Raw genomic sequence first — 16,929 nt, forward strand, 5'->3', positions numbered from 1 at the left:
TAGAAACCCAAACGATAGCTGTTAAATCTGACAGTACTGCTAAATGCTACGAAAAAGCGGCGCTGCCTGCGCCGCTTGCCTTCAAGAGCGGTCAACGATGACCGCCGCGACCAGCGCCACGATCGCCACCGCGACCGTGCCCGCCATTGCCCCAGCGATCCCCCCAACCCTGGTTTGGATAAGCCCGGTAACCCATGCGGGGCGCCGGCTGGTAATAACGTGGCACCGGCTGGTAATAACGCGGCGCCGGCGCGTAGTAACGCGGCGCCGGGTAATAGTCACGCCGATATTGATACGCCGGGCCGCCGCCGTAGTAATACACCGGCGCGGGCGCGGTATAGACCTCGGAACGGTAATAACCTGAGCCTCCATCGTAATAGGGCACGCACGCAGAAAGGGACAGACCGAGCACAGCGATAAGAAGCAGTCGTCGATACATGGCGGCCTCCTGGACCGCGAAAGAGCACCGCCAGCGACGCTGGGGGGCGGCATTCAACTTTTGCTGAATGACGAAATATCTGACATCAAAAAGCGAAACTGGTGCGATTTCGACACAGACTGAAACATCTGTTTCGGACGAACCGAATGCCTCATTGCAGTGCGACGGCGCACCAGTGCAACGCAGCCGCACGCACTCAAGCGTCGGGCGTTGCGCGCAAACCCGCGACCTACACGCCCGCGCCCTACTTGGCATGACTCTCGCTTAGCCTCTTGCGTGCAGGATTCATCACAGGTTCGCGGCACCACAATTTGCAATGGCTGACTAGGGTTCCGGCTCGCGAAACGCGAGTGGCTGGTCCGAGAGTCGGCGACCTCCAGTTGAGGTTACACGGCGGGATAAAAGCCCGGGAGACAAGCCACCGTTCACGGTGCCGCGTTGCTCCTGCTCGCCCTCGATCAACTGGAGAAGCCCCATGCCCTCAATCCGTTTACCCGCCCTGCTCGCCGCCGCCTTTGCTGCTGTGCTGAGCGTCCAGACCCAGGCCGCCGTCAAAGACCACTTCAGCGTGTGCTGGACGATCTATGCCGGCTGGATGCCGTGGGAGTATGCCGGCAGCCAAGGCATCCTCGACAAGTGGGCCAAGAAGTACGGCATCACCATCGACGTGGTGCAACTCAATGACTACGTCGAGTCCATCAACCAGTACACCGCCGGCCAGTTCGACGGCTGCACCATGACCAACATGGACGCCCTGACCATCCCCGCCGCCGGTGGCGTCGACAGCACCGCGCTGGTGGTCAGCGACTTCTCCAACGGCAACGATGGCGTGGTGATCAAAGGCAGCGGCAAGACCGTCGCCGACCTCAAGGGCATGAACGTCAACCTGGTGGAACTGTCGGTGTCGCACTACCTGCTGGCCCGCGCGCTGGAGTCGGCCGACCTCACCGAAAAAGACCTGAAAGTGGTCAACACCTCCGACGCCGACATCGCCGCTGCCTTCAACACCGACCAGGTGCAAGCGGTGACGACCTGGAACCCGATGCTCTCTGCGATCAACGCCAAACCCGGCGTCACCCAGGTGTTCGACTCCAGCAAAGTGCCCGGCGAAATCATGGACATGATGGTGGTCAACACCCAGACCCTCAAAGACAACCCGGCCCTGGGCAAAGCCCTCACCGGCGCCTGGTTCGAAGTGGTCGCCCTGATGAACGCCAAAGGCGCCGCCAGCAGCGAAGCCCTGGAACACATGGCCAAGGCCTCGGGCACCGACCTCAAGGGGTTCCAGTCGCAACTGGACACCACCAAGTTGTTCGCCACGCCCAAGGAAGCCCTGGCCTTCGCCACCAGCGCGCAGTTGCCAGCGACCATGCGCAAGGTCGCCGAGTTCTCGTTTGAACACGGCCTGCTCGGTGAAGGGGCCAAGGACACCAGCGCCGTGGGCATGAGCTTCGCCAATGGCGTGACCAGCGGCGACAAGGCCAACCTCAAGCTGCAGTTCGACCCCCGCTACGTGCAGATGGCCGCCGACGGCACGTTGTAAGAGGACCCGGCCATGCGCCTGATCAACCGTCACCCGGACCGCTCCAGCCGCCTGTTGTTGGTGCTGCTGCCGTTCGCCCTGCTGCTGTTCGCCTACTTCGTGGGCTCGGCCGAGCGCCTGGCGGATAACCCCAACGACAAACTGCTGCCCAGTGCCGGGCAAATGCTCGAGGCGGTCAAGCGCCTGGCATTGAGCGCCGACAGCCGCACCGGCGAATACGTGCTGTGGCAGGACAGCGCGTCGAGCCTGCGCCGCCTCGCGCTCGGCCTGGGCATCAGTGCCCTCGCCGGCCTGTGCCTGGGCATCGCCGCCGGGACGTTGCCATTGTTCGGCGCGCCGTTGTCGCCGTTGCTGACGGTACTGTCGATGGTGCCGCCGCTGGCGATCCTGCCGATCCTGTTCATCGTGTTTGGCCTGGGGGAATTGTCCAAGGTGATGCTCATCGTCATCGGCGTCACCCCGTGCCTGGCCCGCGACCTGGAACAGCGCGCACGCGAAATTCCTGTGGAACTGCTGGTGAAGGCACAGACCCTCGGCGCGTCGACCTGGACCCTGATGCTGCGCGTGGTGTTGCCACAACTGTTGCCGCGCCTGCTGATCTCGCTGCGGCTGATGCTGGGCTCGGCGTGGTTGTTCCTGATCGCCGCCGAAGCCATCGCCTCCACCGACGGCCTGGGCTACCGGATCTTCCTGGTGCGCCGCTACCTGGCGATGGACGTGATCCTGCCCTACGTGGTGTGGATCACCCTGCTCGCCTGGCTGATGGACTGGGGCCTCAAGGCCCTGACCCGGCGCGCGTTCCCCTGGTATGAAGGAGCGCGGGCATGAGCTTTATCAGCGTCAACAATGTGTGGCAGCGCTACGGCGATCAGGTGGTGCTGGAGGGTTTGAATCTGCAGGTCGCCGAGGGCGAATTCTGCACCCTGGTCGGCACCTCCGGCTGCGGCAAATCGACGTTTCTGCGCCTGCTGCTGGGCCAGGAAACCGCGAGCAAGGGCCACATCCTGCTCGACGGCCAACCGCTGGCCGGCGAACCGGATGCCAGCCGTGGCGTGGTGTTCCAGCGCTACTCGGTGTTCCCGCACCTGAGCGTGCTCGACAACGTCGCCCTCGGCCTCGAACTGCCGCGCGCGCCGTTGCTCGGACGGCTGTTCGGCAAAGCCAAAAAAGCCGCGCGCGAACAGGCCGCCGCGCTGCTGCACAAAGTCGGCCTCGGCCACGCGTTGGACAAGTACCCGGCGCAGCTCTCCGGCGGCATGCAACAACGCCTGGCCATCGCCCAGGCCCTGATCATGAAACCGCGCGTATTGCTGCTGGACGAACCCTTCGGCGCCCTCGACCCGGGCATCCGCAAAGACATGCACCAGTTGCTGCTGGAGCTGTGGCGCGAAACCCGGCTGACGGTGTTCATGGTCACCCACGACCTCAGCGAAGGCTTCAGCCTCGGCACGCGCCTGCTGGTGTTCGACAAGGTCCGCGTCGACCCCCACGCCCCCGGCGCCTATGGCGCCCGTATCACCTACGACATCCCTTTGAACGGCGAGCGGCGCAAGGCGCTCGCCGCCGAACTTGGAGCGACTTCCAAATGACCGATTCGACTCAACTGTTCCCGCCATTCGCCGAAGAAATACTGCCCGGCGGCGGCCACCGCTCCTTCGTGCTCAAGCGCGGTCAACTGCTGCGCCTCACCGACCTGCGCGGCGGCGCCAACGTCAGCCTGACCCTGCTCAACGCGAACGAAAAAACCGAACGCCTGAACCTGCCCGACAGCCTCAAATGCCAACACACCGCCAAGCTCACCCGCGGCCATTGCCTGTACTCGGACATGGGCCGCGTGCTGGCCGCCATCACCGCCGACACCTGCGGCTGGAGTGACAGCATCGGCGGCGTGCTGTGCGCGGCCGAGGTGGCCGAGAAGTACGGCCAGGGTCGCTATCAGGAACTGCGCAACGGTTTCTATCGCAACGGCACCGACAACCTGCTGGTGGAATTGGGCAAGTGGGGCCTGGGGCTGTCCGACCTGCTGATGACCCTCAACCTGTTCAGCAAAGTCAGCGTGGACGACAACGGTGGCCTGCACTTCGTGCCGGGCAATTCCAAGGCGGGCGACTACATCGAACTCTACGCACCGATGGACACCCTGGTGGTGCTCACCGCGCTGCAGCATCCGATGGACCCCAACCCCGACTACGCCCCGCAACCGCTGAAACTGAGCTGGATGAACGCCGACCCAAGCGTCGCCGAACACTGCCGCACCTCGCGCCCGGAAAACGCGCGCGGTTTTATCAACACCGACCGTCTGTTCGCCTGAGGAGCTGCCATGTCTATCGCACTGAAACAACCCGACACGGCGGTGTACCGCGCCACCATTCCCGCCGGCGAGCCGTGGCTGATGGAGGTCAAGGCCGGCCAGACCCTGCGCATCCTTGACCTGGAGGGCAACCAGGCGGTCGACACGCTGTTCTACAGCGTGAAAAACCCGCGCGAGCGCTACGACGTGCAACGCACCTTGCGCCGCCAGAACAGCGTGTACCTGGGCGCCGGCAGCGTGCTCTATTCCAACCTCGGCCAGCCAATGCTGACCCTCGTCGCAGACACCTGCGGGCGCCACGACACCCTCGGTGGCGCCTGCGCCCAAGAGAGCAACACCGTGCGCTACGCCCTGGAAAAACGCTACATGCACAGCTGCCGCGACAACTACCTGCGGGCCTGCGCCCATGACGGTCGCCTGGGCAAACGCGACATTGGCCCGAACATCAATTTCTTCATGAATGTGCCGGTCACGGCCGACGGCGGGTTGACCTTCGAAGACGGCATTTCCGCCCCCGGCAAGTACGTCGACCTGCGCGCCGAGATGGACGTGATCGTGCTGATCTCCAACTGCCCGCAATTGAACAACCCGTGCAACGCCTACAACCCGACGCCTGCGGAGTTACTCGTATGGAACTGACACTCAAGCGCTTGCGCAGTTGGTTATTTGCACTCTGCCAGGCCCGAGCCGGGCAGTGTCTTCAAAACCGCTGAACCCTGTGGGAGGGGGCTTGCCCCCGATGGCGGCAAGTCAGCCAAACACGCACCCACTGGCTCACCACCATCGGGAGCCCCCCCTCCCACACTCACGACATGCACTGCGGACGACCGTAGTGCTCCTTCACTTTGCGGGACGGCCCGCAGGGTTTTGCCATGTTCGAAAAACTCTTGATCGCCAACCGTGGCGCCATCGCCTGCCGCATCCTGCGCACCTTGCGCGAGCTGCATGTAAAGGGCGTCGCCGTGTACGCCGAAGCCGATGCGGCCAGCCTGCACATCCAACACGCCGACGAAGCCTACAGCCTCGGTGAAGGCGCCGCGGCCGGCACCTACCTGGCGGTGGACAAAATCCTCGCCATCGCCAAGGCCAGCGGCGCCACGGCGATTCATCCCGGCTACGGCTTTCTCTCGGAAAACGCCGCCTTCGCGCAAGCCTGCGAAAACGCCGGCATCGCCTTTATCGGGCCGACCCCGCACCAGTTGCGCGTATTCGGCCTCAAGCACACCGCACGGGCGCTGGCCAAGCAACACCACCTCCCCTTGCTCGAAGGCAGCGAACTGCTCGACAACCTCGACGCCGCCATGCTCGCCGCCGACCGCGTGGGCTACCCGGTCATGCTCAAGAGCACCGCCGGCGGCGGCGGCATCGGCATGCGCGTATGCCGCCACGCCGCGGAGTTGAACGAGTGCTTCGACGCCGTCAAGCGCCTGGGCCAGAACAACTTCAGCGATGCCGGCGTGTTTATCGAGAAGTACATCGAGCACGCTCGCCACCTGGAGGTGCAGGTGTTCGGCGACGGCGCGGGCGAGGTGATCGCCCTTGGCGTGCGCGATTGTTCGGTGCAGCGGCGCAACCAGAAAGTCCTCGAAGAAACCCCGGCGCCGAACCTGCCCGAAGGCATGGCCGAGGCCCTGTGCTCGGCCGCCATCACCCTGGCCAAGGCGGTCAACTACCGCAGCGCCGGCACCGTGGAATTCATCTTCGATAGCGCAGACAGTCGCTTCTACTTCCTGGAAGTGAACACGCGGTTGCAGGTGGAACACGGCGTCACCGAACAGGTGTGGGGCGTGGACCTGGTGCGCTGGATGGTGCAACTGGCGGCGGGAGAGATGCGGCCATTGAGTGAGTTGGCGTTGAAGCCCCAGGGCCATGCGATCCAGGCACGCTTGTATGCGGAAGATCCAGGCCGCGATTTCCAGCCGAGCCCGGGGCTGTTGACCTGCGTGGATTTTCCGCAGGCCGAAGGCTTGCGCATCGACACTTGGGTTGAAGCCGGTTGTGAGATCCCGCCGTACTTCGACCCGATGATCGCCAAGCTCATCACCTGGGCGCCCACCCGCGAACAGGCGCGCCTGGATTTGCATCGCGCCTTGAGCGACAGCCAGCTCTACGGCGTGGAAACCAACCGCGATTACCTGCGCCAGATCCTGCTGGCCGCGCCCTTTGCCGGTGGCCATCCGTGGACGCGCTGCCTGGAAGATCTGGTCTACGTTGCCCACACGTTCGAAGTGCTCAGCGCGGGCACGCAAACCAGCGTGCAGGACTATCCCGGACGCCTCGGTTATTGGGCCGTGGGCGTACCGCCATCGGGGCCGATGGACAGCCGCGCGCTGCGCCTGGGCAATCGTCTGCTGGGCAATCGCGAAGGCGCGGCAGCCTTGGAGATCACCATGAGCGGGCCGCTGTTGCGCTTCAACTGCGCCGCCGTGGTGGCGGTGACCGGGGCGGATATTCCGCTGCTGCTGGACGATCACCCCGTGCCGATGAACACCGCGCTGCGGATCGAAGCCGGATCGCTGTTGAACCTCGGCACCCTCGCCGGGGCCGGCGCGCGCAGTTACCTGTGCCTGCGCGGCGGGCTGCAAGTGCCGGACTACCTGGGCAGCCAAAGCACCTTCACCCTGGGCCAGTTCGGCGGGCATGGCGGGCGGGCGTTGCGCGCGGGCGACGTGCTGCATCTGTTGCCGCTGGTCGACGTCACCGCAGGCCGGCAACTGGTCGCGCAACCGCTGGCACAGGTCCGCACGCTACGGGTGATTTACGGCCCCCATGGCGCGCCGGAATACTTCCGGCCCGAGTACATCGACACCTTCTTCGCCACACAGTGGGAAGTGCATTTCAACTCCAGCCGCACCGGCGTGCGGTTGATCGGCCCCAAGCCGTTGTGGGCGCGCACCGATGGCGGCGAGGCCGGGCTGCATCCGTCGAATATCCACGACAACCCTTATGCGATCGGCGCGGTGGATTTCACCGGGGACATGCCGGTGATCCTCGGGCCGGACGGGCCGAGCCTGGGTGGGTTCGTGTGCCCGGTGACGGTGATCGAAGCCGACCTGTGGCAACTCGGGCAACTCAAGGCCGGCGACAAACTGCGCTTCGAACCGGTGAACCTCGAGACCGCCCGCGATCTCGCGCTGAAATGGGATCAAATGCCGGAGCCAGGCTTGCCCGCGATGCAGGCGACGCGCACTCACAGCAACACCGAGGCGATGCCATCGCGAGCAAGCCCGCGCCCACATTGGCCCGCGTCGCCTGTGGTGTTGGATATCGGCCAGGAAGATACGCGTCTGGTTGCCCGATTGGCCGGCGACACCCACCTGCTGCTGGAAATCGGCGCGCCCGAGCTCGACCTGGTGCTGCGCTTTCGCGCCCACGCGCTGATGCAGGCCCTCGAAACCCACGCACGGCACGGCGTGATCGACCTGACGCCGGGCATCCGCTCGCTGCAGGTCCACTACCAGCCGGAACAATTGCCCCTGGCCGACCTGCTGGCGCTGATCAGCGGCGAATGGACGGCCGTGTGCGCCACGCCCAACCTGCAAGTGCCTTCGCGCATCGTCCACCTGCCGTTGTCCTGGGATGACCCGGCGTGCCAGTTGGCCATCGACAAATACATGACCACCGTGCGCAAGGACGCGCCGTGGTGCCCGAGCAACCTGGAGTTCATCCGTCGCATCAACGCCCTCGCCGACCTCGACGCGGTGCGCCACACCGTGTTCGAAGCGAGCTATCTGGTGATGGGCCTGGGCGATGTCTACCTCGGCGCCCCGGTGGCCACGCCGCTGGACCCGCGTCATCGCCTGGTGACCACCAAATACAACCCGGCCCGCACCTGGACCGCCGAGAACTCGGTGGGCATCGGCGGCGCGTATTTGTGCGTGTACGGCATGGAAGGCCCCGGCGGCTATCAGTTCGTCGGGCGCACGTTGCAGATGTGGAACCGCTATCGCGAAGTCGCGGCCTTCGACGGCAAGCCGTGGCTGCTGCGGTTTTTCGACCAGATCCGCTTCTACCCGGTGAGTGCCGAAGAACTGGTAAAGATTCGTCGGGACTTTCCGCTGGGGCGCTTTGCGTTGCACATCGAGGACAGCGTGTTGAACCTGGCGGACTACCAGGATTTTCTGGCGCGTGAAGCCACCGGTATCGATGCGTTTCGTGAGCACCAGCAACAGGCGTTCAATGCCGAGCGCGAACGCTGGATCGCCAGCGGCCAGGCGCACTTCGACAGCGAGGAAGCGCCAGCGCCGCTCGCGCAGGACACACCGCTGAAGGCCAACGAGCACAGCATCGACAGCCATATCGCGGGCAATCTGTGGCAGGTCCGGGTGGCGGTGGGCGAACGCGTCGCGGCCGGCGATGTGCTGGTGGTGCTGGAGTCGATGAAAATGGAGATCGCGCTGCCGGCGCCGTTCGCCGCAGTGGTGCGGGAAATCACCGTGCAGCCCGGCAGCGCGATTGGCGCCGGCCAGCGGGTCGTGGTGCTGGAACGGGACTGAGCGGCGCTGTATCGTGCAGGGACCTTCGGCGCCCTGCCCGATCCAGCCTGAACCGAACGATGACCACAGCCACCCTCTGCCCCGCCTGCGGAGCCCGCAACGACTGCACCCTGGCCGACCCGCGCACCGCCGACCAGGCCTGCTGGTGCTACAGCGTCACCATCGACCCGGCGGTGCTCGAAGCCCTGCCCGATGCATTGCGCAACCAGGCCTGCCTGTGCCCGCGCTGTGCCCAGGTCGATGCACAGTTGCGCGGGGCTGAGCCGTTGTAATGCGGGTTGATCGATTCCTCAGCAACCTGCCGCGTTTCAATCGCCAGCAAGTGCGCCTGCTGTTGGTGGAACGGCGGGTGAGCGTCGATGGCGTGCCCGTCAGCGATCCTCACCACGAGGTGCGCGAATTCAGCCGGGTGTGCGTGGACGATGAGGTGCTGCAGGCGGGTAAACCGGCGCGCTATTTCATGCTGCACAAACCCCAGGGCTGCGTCAGCGCCACCTGCGATCCCCAGCACCCGACCGTGCTGGATTGGCTGGACGAACCGGACAAGGACGAGCTGCACATCGCCGGCCGCCTGGACTTCAACACCACCGGGCTGATGCTGATCACCAACGACGGCCAGTGGTCGCGGCGCCTGACGCAACCGACCACCAAACTGCCCAAGGTCTACCTGGTGGAGACCGAACAACCGATCGGCGCGGAATACGCCGCCACCTTCGCGGCGGGCGTGTATTTCGCGTTTGAAGACCTGACGACTCAACCGGCCCAGCTGGAGCTGTTGGCGCCTCGCCTGGCACGCTTGAGCATCATCGAAGGTCGCTATCACCAGGTGAAGCGCATGTTCGGGCACTTCGACAACAAGGTGCTGCGCTTGCATCGGGAACGCATGGGGCCGCTGGCGTTGGATGACGCGCTGGCGCCCGGTGAGTATCGAGCGTTGAGCGCCGATGAAATCCGCCAGGTCTGACGACCGTTCGGCCGGTGATGGCTAAAACCCATCCCTGCGACTTGCGACATCCCGAACCGACTGCTTGAATCAAAACGTCAGCCAAAAGATGACTGGCGAGTCGCCTATAACCTCCAAGAAACACCTTGCCGCGCCCGCGCTTGATCCACGGGCCTTCCCGGCAAACAACCCGCCCTGGTAACACCCGTCGGCCAGCCGTCATCGGCGCGACATGGGCGCTCATCTTCAAGGCGTATGCCTACCTGTCACAAAGCTCGTGCAGAGTGATCTGCGCGCCCTACCCGCTTGCCAGGAGTCTTACGACATGAGGCCAGAAATCGCTGTGTTGGATATACAGGGTCAGTATCGGGTTTACACGGAGTTCTATCGCGCGGACGCGGCTGAAAAGACCATCATCCTGGTCAACGGCTCCATGGCCACCACGGCCTCCTTCGCCCAAACCGTGAAAAGCCTGTACCCGCAGTTCAATGTGGTTTTGTACGACCAGCCCTACGCCGGTCGCTCCAAAATCCATAACCGCCACGAGCAGATGCTGACGAAGGAAGTCGAAGGCCAGATCCTCCTGGAACTCATCGACCACTTCGCCGCCGAACACGTGTTGTCCTTCTCCTGGGGCGGCGCCGCCACCCTCGTCGCCCTCGCCCAGCGCCCGCGCCGCGTGGAAAAGGCGGTGATCAGCTCGTTCTCGCCGGTGATCAACGCGCCCATGCGCGACTACCTCGAACGCGGCGTCGACTACCTCGGCAAGCTCGACCGCGACCGCGTCGGCCACCTGGTCAACAGCACCATCGGCAAACACCTGCCGTCGCTGTTCAAGCGCTTCAACTACCGCCACGTCAGCAGCCTGGCCGAGCATGAATACGGGCAGATGCACTTCCACATCAGCCACGTACTCAACAGCGACCGGCTGTGCTACCTCAAGGCCGCGCGCCAGATCACCGTGCCGGTGCTGTTCATGAACGGTGAATGGGACGAATACACCAGCGCCGAGGATGCCCAGCAGTTCGGGCAATACGTGCCAAACAGCAGCTTCAGCACGATCCAGGCGACCGGGCATTTTCTGGACATGGAGCACAAAGCAGCCTGCCGCGACAGCCGCGACGCCGTGGTCGGCTTTCTGAAGCCCACGCGGCAGACCAGCCGATTGCGCTATCACCAGGGCCAGGCGCAGCATGCCTTTGCGCTCTGAAACACAGCCGACTGTAGGAGCGAGCATGCCCGCGCCTACAGTCGGTCGGCTCGTTGCCTACGCAAACACGCGCAACCTGCACATTTCTCAAAGAAAAACTTCAAATCGCGGCGCACATCTGGTACAAAGTCAGCCGCTCTGAGCGGGTGTCGTATAATGGCATTACTCCAGCTTCCCAAGCTGATAACGAGGGTTCGATTCCCTTCACCCGCTCCACTCAGATATTGATCTCGCGTCAGGATGGTTTTGACGGGGGATGTAAAAACCGGTCCTTGGTGGCCGGTTAATGAGATGGTCACCCCCAACACCCTGTGAGGGCTACGCTTTCACGGGGTGTTTTGTTTTCGGAGGCCATCATCATGAGCGAGTCAGCACTGATCGGTATCGATCTCGGCAAACATACTTTCCACCTGCACGGCCAGGATAAGTCGGGCCGCGAGGTGTTTCGCAAAAAATGCTCACGAGCGCAGATGATGCAGTTTTTCGGCAATGTGCCGAGCTGTGTCGTGGTGATGGAGGCCTGTGCAGGGTCGCATTTTGTCGCTCGCCAACTGATGGCGATGGGACACACGGCCAAGCTGATTTCCCCGCAGTTCGTTAAGCCCTTCGTCAAGGGCAACAAAAATGACTTCGTCGACGCTGAGGCGATCTGTGAAGCCGCTTCCCGCCCATCCATGCGCTTCGTTACGCCTAAAACCGAATCCCAGCAAACCCTGTCTGTGCTGCATCGGATGCGCGAATCATTGGTGCATGACCGCACCAAAACGGCTAATCAGATGCACGGTTTTCTGTTGGAGTTTGGAATCAGCCTGCCCAAGGGATTGGCCATCATGAAGCGTTTGGCGAGCGTTTTGGCCGAGCACGAATTACCCGTTCGTCTGACGGTCTTATTGCAGCGCCTGCACGATCACTTCGTCTATCTGGATGAGCAAATCAAAGCGCTGGATAAAGAACTGGCGGGCCAACTGGCCAACGATGATCTGGGCAGTCGTTTGCTGAGCATGCCGTGTGTCGGCCCGATCACCGCCAGCCTGCTGGCTGTGGAGATGGGCGATGGTAAACAGTACCGATGCGGTCGCGACTTTGCCGCCTCCGTTGGCTTAGTGCCCAGGCAGTACAGCACGGGCGGCAAGGCCAATCTGCTGGGGATCAGCAAGCGGGGTGACAAGCATCTGCGACAACTGTTGGTGCAGTGTTCCAGGGTCTATATGCAGAGGCTGGATCACCAGAAAGGCGCTCTGGCTGACTGGGTTAAAACCTTGCTCAGTCGACGACATTCAAATGTCGTGGCCTGTGCCCTGGCTAACAAACTGGCGCGTATCGCTTGGGCGATAGCCGCTCGCCATACGCAATATGAAGCAGGGCCAGACGCTTTGAACGCCTGACCCTGCAGTTGTTGCAGTACCACGATTCACCCTTCAGGTTTTGCGATAGCTGAACAACAGATGATGTGAACGGCACACCGGCCTGGCGAAGATCCTGACATAAAAATCGGCTTCAGAAGCCGACCGGTTTTTAAGGATCGTCAGGCGCGACTCTCATCGTGGCGCTGGGGCATACCCCAAACAGACGCCGGATAGATTTAAGCAAGCCAACCACACCACCCGTTGATCAGTATTGCAAAAATGGGGGTGACCATAGATTTTTATGGGTGGAATATAGAGTCGGGCGCTTCAAAGCCTCGGAAGCCTTCAAAATAAACACCGCAAAACATGTACAAAACAATATTTTTGTACAACTATCAATCCTTGAACCTCAGTACCCCGCCCCACACGATCAAGGAGCCGGTCCATGGCACGCCTACTGGTTTCACTGCTTCTGGTATTGAGCCTGTGCAGTTGCGGCAACGTAGAGGTCGACCACTACGCCGATCAGCAACCGCAGTTGGACCTGGAGCGTTTCTTCAGCAAACCCGTCAAGGCCTGGGGCATATTCCAGAAGCGTTCGGGGGAAGTGACCAAGCGCTTTGAGGTGGATATCGCCAGCCGACGCGAGGGCGATGCGTTGATTCTCGACGAGCGTTTTCTCTACAGCGATGGCACGCGCCAGCAGCGGGTGTGGACGTTGACACCGGATGGCCCCGGGCGCTGGCGCGGGCGCGCGGGGGATGTGGTCGGCGAGGCGATTGGCGAGGTGGCCGGCAACACATTGCGTTGGCGCTACCGCCTCAACCTGGCGGTGGATGGCTCGGTCTACGAAGTCAGTTTTGACGACTGGATGTACTTGATGGACGAAGACACGTTGATCAACCGTTCGAGCATGTCCAAGTTTGGCGTCGAATGGGGCCAGGTCACGCTGTTCTTTCGTCGCCAATGAACGACCCACTGCGAGGCTGAATCATGAATATGCAAATGCTGACCGAACTGGCAGTGAAGGGTGAGATACGCGAGCTGGAGCTGCTGTCGCTGGAGGGCGGTTTCTACATCGCGCGCGTCAGGCTCGAGCATACGGCGATGACGCTGCTGGACGAGGATGCGAAACCGATGCGTATCGGCTCGACCACGCATTTGCGCGACCTGTTGCAACGGGTTCCGGCGTTTCCTTGTGTGCTGGTGCAGCACTGCGTCCACGATGAAATGTGCGGTACACGTGAAGGCCCCATCGGTGCGTTGCGTATTCCGTTTACGTTGGCCCAGTCCTTCTAGGGTGCATTTCATTCTTTGGCTGGCCTTCCCCTTGGTATGGGTGGGCTGGAAAGGGAAACCTACCGCACGCGATCCTGTGCCGCTTCTGTCAGTAACACCTCCTACACGCTAATTCTCTGCTCCCCACACTCCAAGTCAACGTCGATGGACAGATTCAAACGCCCATAGATCTGAAGGTCAGCGGTCCCGACAACCGCTTTTATATACATATAAAATATGCATAATTAAAACCTTCAGAATTCAATATGACGCCGCGAAAAACACACTCAATAAAGCAAGCACAACGGCTTGAGCCGGGCGGATACGGAACCGGTGTTTTATGACGAATCAGCACTGGTATGGCAAACCCATGTCCATGACGAGTATCGCTGGTGCATCATCGGGAAGGACGCGAAAGGAAGAATATTGGTGGTCGCCTATACCTATCGGGACCCGTATTTTGTGAGACCTATCAGCGCAAGACTCGCATCCAGAAATGAACGACGGAAGTATCTGGAGGCTTGAATCATGAAAGACGAATACGACCTCAGCAACACTAAACGCGGCGCTGTCGCCAGCAGTAAAGGCAAAACCCGGATCACCATCATGCTCGACGACTCAGTGATCAAGGCGGCTCGCGAAAGGGCTGAAAACGCCGGTACGGGTTACCAGACCGTCATCAACAACATTCTTCGGCAAGCGCTGATTTCTCAGGATGTTCATGATCTGGCGCCCACGCCTAAAAAACCGCTGAAGACACTTCAGGTCATCAACAGCGGAATCAGTCAATCCGAAGTGGAGGCGCTGGAACAGCAATTGATCGCCGTTGCAGGAGAGCTGAATCGCGTGTTGGGTACGCCTAAGCTCGGCAAACAGAAAAACAAACCCTCGCTGTGATAGATAAAGCCCTACGCCCTTCCAAATAAAGACAGCGAGGGGCAAGGCGAACAAGCACCGACTGCCGTAAGCCAAACCCGCTTAAACCTCGTTTCTTAAACTCCTTCGCACCTCCCACACCAACGGCAACGTCACCAGCAACATCCCCGCCAACACCATCACCGCCACCGGCACGCCCAGCGCATCGCCTACGCCCCCCATCAGCACCGGCGCCAGCGCTCCGCCGCCAATGGTGCCGGTGTAGAACAGCGCAAAGGCCCGTTCCCGTTTGCCGGGGCTGACCAGGTCCGGCACGGCGCCGTACAGCACCGACGAGGTGCCATTGAGCACCAGCCCCAACACCGGCAACATCAGCATCAGCCCAGCCAGCGGCAGATACAGCGCGGCGACGATCAGCAGCGCCGTGCTGGTTTCCGTCAGCCAGACGGTTTTCATCATGCCGATACGCACGCCGAGATAGCCGCAGAACAGTTTGCCGAATGCACCGCCGATGAACAGCAGCGTCAACGCCAGGCCGATACCGGCCGTGCCCGCGCCTTTGGCTTGCAGCAGGAACGGCAGGAAGGTGAGAAAACCCATTCGCACGGCGCTGTCGATAGTGCCGGTAAGGATCAATGCGCGCAGGCCGGCGGCGGAGCCGGTTGCGGTGCAAGGCTGGGGCTTGGTTGTGGATGCGGCTGCGTGTGGCTGACCGGGGATCAGCCACCACAGCAACCCCGCCGCCGCCAGGCCGAGCAGCCCCAACAGTGTGGCGCTGGCCCGCCAACTGATCAGCGTGAGCAACAGGCCAACCAGGCCGGGAATCAGGGTTTTGCCGATGTCGCCGGAAAAGTTGTAGTGGGCCAGCGCTTGCTTGACGCCACCACCCTCCTCATACGCGTCCGTGATCATCGAGGAAGCCAGCGGGTGCTGGGTGCTGGCGCCCAGGCCGCCAAGCAGCAGCGCCAACAACAGCACGGTCAACCCGCTGGCTTGCCCGGCCAACAGGTAAGCGACACCCGCCAGCACGGTGCCGCCCACCAGCATCGGAGTACGCCCCCAGCGTGTGGCGGCGCGGCTGGCCATCAGTTGGAACACCGCCATCATCCCGGAATAGGCGCCGCGCAACAGGCCGATCTGGACGTAGGACAAGGCGAATTGAGCTTGCCAGATAGGCAGCAGAACGTAGATCACATCGGTGAGGCCATCGTGTACGGCATGGGCGCTGCAGCCGGCGATGAGCGCGCGGCGGCGGGTGGATGTTTCAGCAGCAGGCAAAGCGACGGTGTCGTTCATGGTGTGCGGATCAATTGAGGTTTAAGGGGCTTCCAGCCAGTCAAGGCGATCAGCAACGTCAGCAGTTGGAACACGATGATCAGCGCCACACACCCGGCCCAGCCCCAGCGCTCCCAGATCAGCGCCGGGACGACGGCCCCGCAACTGCCGCCCAGGTAGTACGCGGTGAGATAGACCCCCACGGCCCCCGCCTTGTTCTCGCGAGCGCTGCCGGCAATGAACGCATTGGCGGCAGCCTGGGCCAGAAACACACCGGTAGAACTGAGCGCCAGCCCGATCACGATGCACCACAGCGACGGCATCAGGGTCAGCGCCGAGCCGCTGATGCCAAGCACCGCCGCGACACTCAGCAGTTCGGCGGGTGGGCGTGCTTTGCTCAGGCGCCCGGCGATGGGGATCACAACCAGGGCCAGCAAGAACACCATGTACAGCGTTCCCAAGGCCGCAGGCCCCAAGTTAAAAGGCGGTAGGCCAAGGTACAAACCTGCGTAGGTAAACGCCGCAACCTGGGAAAACAGCACGCAAAAACCTACGGCATACGCCGCCACCAAGGGTTTGCGAAACAGCCCCGACGAAAACGCTTCAACCTGCATCGCTCGCGGCCGACCGGCGGGCAGCAGAAACTGGATAAACCCGCCCACCATCAGGCTCAACACGGCCAGCAGCTCAAAGGCTTCGCGCCAGCCCACGTACTCGGTCATCACACCGGTGACGAACCGCCCCGCGAACCCTCCCAACACGGTGCCCGCGACATACAGGCTGGTGACTTCAGTGACCGTCCCACCACGCCAGCGCTCGCCGATATAGGCCACGCTGGTGGCGAATACCACCGGAATCAACATGCCTTCGACAAAGCGCCACATCAGCACTTCGGCGAAGCTATCGGCATAGGCAGTCATCAACGTCGGCAGCGCCAGCAGCAGCGCGGCCGTGCTGATCACGCTGCGCGGCTCCAGGCGTGCGGTCAGGCGGCTGACGAAAGGTGCACTGATCGCCACCGCCAGCGTGGTCACGGTGATGCTCCAGCCCGCCGTCCTGGCGCTGATCTGAAAGTGCGCGGCAAACGTCTGCAGGATGCTCTGGGTCGCATACAGGTTGAGAAACGCCGCGCAGCCACACAGGAACAGGGCAAGGCGGGCACAATGCAGGCGCGCGTTCATGAAACCTCTCGTTTTATTTTGAAAGGTCTTT

General features: G+C 62.4%; 16 protein-coding genes, 1 tRNA gene, 1 pseudogene and 1 riboswitch. Of the genes and pseudogenes, 15 read left to right on the forward strand and 3 right to left on the reverse strand.

Features of this window, described 5'->3' with window-relative positions:
• Positions 1–91: 91 nt before the first annotated feature.
• Positions 92–439: a hypothetical protein gene (locus ACVWZP_RS13140; RefSeq protein WP_301555884.1), complete on the reverse strand. Its 348-nt coding sequence runs from the start codon at positions 437–439 to the stop codon at positions 92–94.
• Positions 440–752: 313 nt separating this feature from the next.
• Positions 753–854, forward strand: a riboswitch (guanidine-I (ykkC/yxkD leader).
• 60 nt (positions 855–914) lie between these two features.
• Between ACVWZP_RS13140 and ACVWZP_RS13145 the strand changes: the two genes are divergently transcribed.
• The 15 genes and pseudogenes from ACVWZP_RS13145 (at position 915) to ACVWZP_RS13215 (ending at position 14,463) form a co-directional block, all read left to right on the forward strand.
• Positions 915–1,982 carry a putative urea ABC transporter substrate-binding protein gene (locus ACVWZP_RS13145; RefSeq protein WP_046384382.1) on the forward strand — a complete coding sequence of 356 codons (1,068 nt, stop codon included), beginning with the start codon at positions 915–917 and terminating at the stop codon, positions 1,980–1,982.
• Positions 1,983–1,994: 12 nt separating this feature from the next.
• Positions 1,995–2,810 (forward strand): ABC transporter permease, encoded by an 816-nt coding sequence (locus ACVWZP_RS13150; protein ID WP_046384383.1) that lies wholly within the window; start codon positions 1,995–1,997, stop codon positions 2,808–2,810.
• Complete coding sequence (locus tag ACVWZP_RS13155; protein ID WP_017844886.1) at positions 2,807–3,571, forward strand: ABC transporter ATP-binding protein; 765 nt, start codon at positions 2,807–2,809, stop codon at positions 3,569–3,571. Before ACVWZP_RS13150 ends, ACVWZP_RS13155 begins: the two co-directional genes overlap by 4 nt.
• Entirely contained in the window at positions 3,568–4,293 is a 726-nt protein-coding gene (locus ACVWZP_RS13160) for an urea amidolyase associated protein UAAP1 (RefSeq protein ID WP_017844885.1), read from the forward strand. The genes ACVWZP_RS13155 and ACVWZP_RS13160 overlap by 4 nt, the downstream gene beginning before the upstream one ends.
• Before the next feature lie 9 nt (positions 4,294–4,302).
• The gene (locus ACVWZP_RS13165; RefSeq protein WP_046384385.1) at positions 4,303–4,932 is read left to right on the forward strand and encodes an urea amidolyase associated protein UAAP2; all 630 of its coding nucleotides are present in this window, start codon (positions 4,303–4,305) and stop codon (positions 4,930–4,932) included.
• 233 nt (positions 4,933–5,165) lie between these two features.
• The gene (uca, locus tag ACVWZP_RS13170) at positions 5,166–8,789 is read left to right on the forward strand and encodes an urea carboxylase (RefSeq protein ID WP_457369845.1); all 3,624 of its coding nucleotides are present in this window, start codon (positions 5,166–5,168) and stop codon (positions 8,787–8,789) included.
• Between the two features lie 59 nt (positions 8,790–8,848).
• The gene (locus ACVWZP_RS13175) at positions 8,849–9,061 is read left to right on the forward strand and encodes a cysteine-rich CWC family protein (RefSeq protein WP_017844882.1); all 213 of its coding nucleotides are present in this window, start codon (positions 8,849–8,851) and stop codon (positions 9,059–9,061) included.
• Complete coding sequence (locus ACVWZP_RS13180; protein WP_017844881.1) at positions 9,061–9,753, forward strand: pseudouridine synthase; 693 nt, start codon at positions 9,061–9,063, stop codon at positions 9,751–9,753. The genes ACVWZP_RS13175 and ACVWZP_RS13180 overlap by 1 nt, the downstream gene beginning before the upstream one ends.
• 304 nt (positions 9,754–10,057) lie before the next feature.
• Positions 10,058–10,942 carry an alpha/beta fold hydrolase gene (locus ACVWZP_RS13185; protein ID WP_046384388.1) on the forward strand — a complete coding sequence of 295 codons (885 nt, stop codon included), beginning with the start codon at positions 10,058–10,060 and terminating at the stop codon, positions 10,940–10,942.
• Between the two features lie 142 nt (positions 10,943–11,084).
• Positions 11,085–11,158, forward strand: a tRNA-Gly gene (locus ACVWZP_RS13190).
• A gap of 143 nt (positions 11,159–11,301) precedes the next feature.
• A complete protein-coding gene (locus ACVWZP_RS13195; RefSeq protein WP_079443074.1) occupies positions 11,302–12,327 on the forward strand; it encodes an IS110 family RNA-guided transposase in 1,026 nt (341 codons plus the stop codon).
• Between the two features lie 406 nt (positions 12,328–12,733).
• Positions 12,734–13,258 carry a DUF3833 domain-containing protein gene (locus ACVWZP_RS13200; protein ID WP_457369846.1) on the forward strand — a complete coding sequence of 175 codons (525 nt, stop codon included), beginning with the start codon at positions 12,734–12,736 and terminating at the stop codon, positions 13,256–13,258.
• A gap of 23 nt (positions 13,259–13,281) precedes the next feature.
• Positions 13,282–13,587 carry a DUF6482 family protein gene (locus ACVWZP_RS13205; RefSeq protein WP_017844869.1) on the forward strand — a complete coding sequence of 102 codons (306 nt, stop codon included), beginning with the start codon at positions 13,282–13,284 and terminating at the stop codon, positions 13,585–13,587.
• A 223-nt stretch (positions 13,588–13,810) separates the two neighbouring features.
• Positions 13,811–14,091 (forward strand): annotated as a pseudogene (locus tag ACVWZP_RS13210) (BrnT family toxin).
• Between the two features lie 3 nt (positions 14,092–14,094).
• Positions 14,095–14,463: a BrnA antitoxin family protein gene (locus ACVWZP_RS13215; protein ID WP_457369847.1), complete on the forward strand. Its 369-nt coding sequence runs from the start codon at positions 14,095–14,097 to the stop codon at positions 14,461–14,463.
• Positions 14,464–14,544: 81 nt separating this feature from the next.
• Here ACVWZP_RS13215 and ACVWZP_RS13220 read toward each other — a convergent pair whose 3' ends face one another.
• Positions 14,545–15,738: an MFS transporter gene (locus tag ACVWZP_RS13220; protein WP_108526029.1), complete on the reverse strand. Its 1,194-nt coding sequence runs from the start codon at positions 15,736–15,738 to the stop codon at positions 14,545–14,547.
• The gene (locus ACVWZP_RS13225; RefSeq protein ID WP_201021971.1) at positions 15,735–16,898 is read right to left on the reverse strand and encodes an MFS transporter; all 1,164 of its coding nucleotides are present in this window, start codon (positions 16,896–16,898) and stop codon (positions 15,735–15,737) included. Before ACVWZP_RS13225 ends, ACVWZP_RS13220 begins: the two co-directional genes overlap by 4 nt.
• Positions 16,899–16,929 lie beyond the last annotated feature (31 nt).

This window comes from Pseudomonas sp. TE36184 (assembly GCF_054060055.1).

What these genes read in the sequence shown, in the direction of transcription:
- ACVWZP_RS13155 (WP_017844886.1), top strand. Translation starts at nt 2,807, where the DNA reads ATGAGCTTTATCAGCGTCAACAATGTGTGGCAGCGCTACGGCGATCAG.
- ACVWZP_RS13205 (WP_017844869.1), top strand. Translation starts at nt 13,282, where the DNA reads ATGAATATGCAAATGCTGACCGAACTGGCAGTGAAGGGTGAGATACGC.
- ACVWZP_RS13150 (WP_046384383.1), top strand. Translation starts at nt 1,995, where the DNA reads ATGCGCCTGATCAACCGTCACCCGGACCGCTCCAGCCGCCTGTTGTTG.
- ACVWZP_RS13185 (WP_046384388.1), top strand. Translation starts at nt 10,058, where the DNA reads ATGAGGCCAGAAATCGCTGTGTTGGATATACAGGGTCAGTATCGGGTT.
- ACVWZP_RS13175 (WP_017844882.1), top strand. Translation starts at nt 8,849, where the DNA reads ATGACCACAGCCACCCTCTGCCCCGCCTGCGGAGCCCGCAACGACTGC.
- ACVWZP_RS13160 (WP_017844885.1), top strand. Translation starts at nt 3,568, where the DNA reads ATGACCGATTCGACTCAACTGTTCCCGCCATTCGCCGAAGAAATACTG.
- ACVWZP_RS13140 (WP_301555884.1), bottom strand. Translation starts at nt 439, where the DNA reads ATGTATCGACGACTGCTTCTTATCGCTGTGCTCGGTCTGTCCCTTTCT.
- ACVWZP_RS13220 (WP_108526029.1), bottom strand. Translation starts at nt 15,738, where the DNA reads ATGAACGACACCGTCGCTTTGCCTGCTGCTGAAACATCCACCCGCCGC.
- ACVWZP_RS13225 (WP_201021971.1), bottom strand. Translation starts at nt 16,898, where the DNA reads ATGAACGCGCGCCTGCATTGTGCCCGCCTTGCCCTGTTCCTGTGTGGC.
- ACVWZP_RS13145 (WP_046384382.1), top strand. Translation starts at nt 915, where the DNA reads ATGCCCTCAATCCGTTTACCCGCCCTGCTCGCCGCCGCCTTTGCTGCT.
- ACVWZP_RS13180 (WP_017844881.1), top strand. Translation starts at nt 9,061, where the DNA reads ATGCGGGTTGATCGATTCCTCAGCAACCTGCCGCGTTTCAATCGCCAG.
- ACVWZP_RS13195 (WP_079443074.1), top strand. Translation starts at nt 11,302, where the DNA reads ATGAGCGAGTCAGCACTGATCGGTATCGATCTCGGCAAACATACTTTC.
- uca (WP_457369845.1), top strand. Translation starts at nt 5,166, where the DNA reads ATGTTCGAAAAACTCTTGATCGCCAACCGTGGCGCCATCGCCTGCCGC.
- ACVWZP_RS13215 (WP_457369847.1), top strand. Translation starts at nt 14,095, where the DNA reads ATGAAAGACGAATACGACCTCAGCAACACTAAACGCGGCGCTGTCGCC.
- ACVWZP_RS13165 (WP_046384385.1), top strand. Translation starts at nt 4,303, where the DNA reads ATGTCTATCGCACTGAAACAACCCGACACGGCGGTGTACCGCGCCACC.
- ACVWZP_RS13200 (WP_457369846.1), top strand. Translation starts at nt 12,734, where the DNA reads ATGGCACGCCTACTGGTTTCACTGCTTCTGGTATTGAGCCTGTGCAGT.